Raw genomic sequence first — 1488 nt, 5'->3', positions numbered from 1 at the left:
GTGGGCCAGAAGATAAAAATTCTGTGTGTTGATGATGAAGCAAGTGTACTTAGTTCCTTAAAACGCGTGTTGCGTGGAGAGTCATACCAGTTTTTCTCAGCGAGTTGTGCTAGGGACGGTCTTTTTTTACTTGAGAATGAACTGGTTGATATCGTTGTTTCTGATATGCGTATGCCGGAAGTGAGTGGCGCTGAGTTTCTTTCAGATGTAGCCAGTCGATACCCTGACTGTGCGCGGATATTGCTGACAGGCTATTCGGATATCGAATCCACAATACAGGCGGTTAATGAAGGGCAGATACATCGTTATATACAGAAACCCTGGAACAACGAAGACCTTCTCTTAACCATCGATCAAACCGTTGAGCGGACGCGGTTGCAGTCGGAAAATATACGCCTTCTGGCGCAAGTTGAGCAGCAAAACAACCTGTTAAGGGATATGAATGCTGGATTAGAGGATAAGGTTCAGCAGCGGACTAAACAGATTCGGTTGGCCATGGGGAAGTTGCATAAAGCAAACCTCCAGATTAATGACAATCTGAAGACAACGATTCGCGTTTTTTACAATCTGATTAGTCTTAATCCGTATCTTGGTGGGCATATTGCTGTCGAAGTTGGCGAGGTTTGTAAGCTGGTTGCGATACGAATGAACTTAACAAAGCGTGAGATCAGCGCGATTCATTTGTCCGGTTTGTTGTACGAGTTGGGGCTTTTGGGTTGCGATGAAGGGCTGCTAAAAAAGCCGATTTACGAGCTTACTCCTGAGGAGCTTAGAGGTTATCGACAACACCCAATGCAAGCATATGTTGCACTGGCGCCTGCGACGGGATTGCAAGATGTCGCTGAGATCATCAAATATCAATATGAGCGGTATGACGGCACGGGGCAACCCGATCAGCTCTCAAAAGCAAGTATTCCCGTGGGTTCCCGGATCCTCGCAATTGCAAGAGATTATGTGCTTGCGGTACACGGTAGGCTGCGTAAAACGCGTAGCAGTTCGGATGGCGCTTTGCGTCTACTTGAGATGAATGCTGATCGGGAATATGACAGCGGGGTAGTGGCCATGCTGAGCGATGTACTTCCCTGTCTGCAACTGGATGTGCTGGGAAGGGATGAGCGGGTGGTATCGATAAAACAGCTGTGTGCAGGAATGCAGTTGTCCAGAAGTTTGTTTAACTATAACGAGATACTTCTGTTGCCGGAAGGACACCGGTTCACGAATGAGACAGTAAGACGTCTGCAGTCATTTGAAAAAACTGATCAGCAGTTGTTGGAAATTTATGTTTTCAGCGATGAGCGAGGTGCTAGAAATGATAAAGACTGTGATGATAATCGATGATGAGGCTCGGGTGCTAAGTTCGTTACGGAGAATGCTGGTGCGCAGTGGATGGCAGGTCATTACATTTGGGAATCCCGCCGATGCATTAGAGTTTGCCCGTCATCGTATTGTTCCTTTGGTGATCACTGACTATCTTATGCCGCGGATGAC

General features: G+C 47.0%; 2 protein-coding genes. Both read left to right on the top strand.

Going from position 1 to position 1488, the window contains the following annotated elements; translation table 11 throughout:
• Positions 1-1338: HD domain-containing phosphohydrolase (locus ABYW01_RS21145; RefSeq protein ID WP_372836559.1), on the top strand; the 1338-nt coding region annotated here is incomplete at its 5' end.
• Positions 1280-1488: response regulator (locus ABYW01_RS21140; protein ID WP_372836557.1), on the top strand; the 209-nt coding region annotated here is incomplete at its 3' end. The genes ABYW01_RS21145 and ABYW01_RS21140, both read left to right, overlap by 59 nt.

Source organism: Pontibacterium sp., from assembly GCF_041587635.1.
Taxonomy (GTDB): Bacteria; Pseudomonadota; Gammaproteobacteria; order Pseudomonadales; family Balneatricaceae; genus Pontibacterium.
Note: the sequence above shows the minus strand (reverse complement) of the source record. Positions and strands in the feature narration are given on the sequence as shown.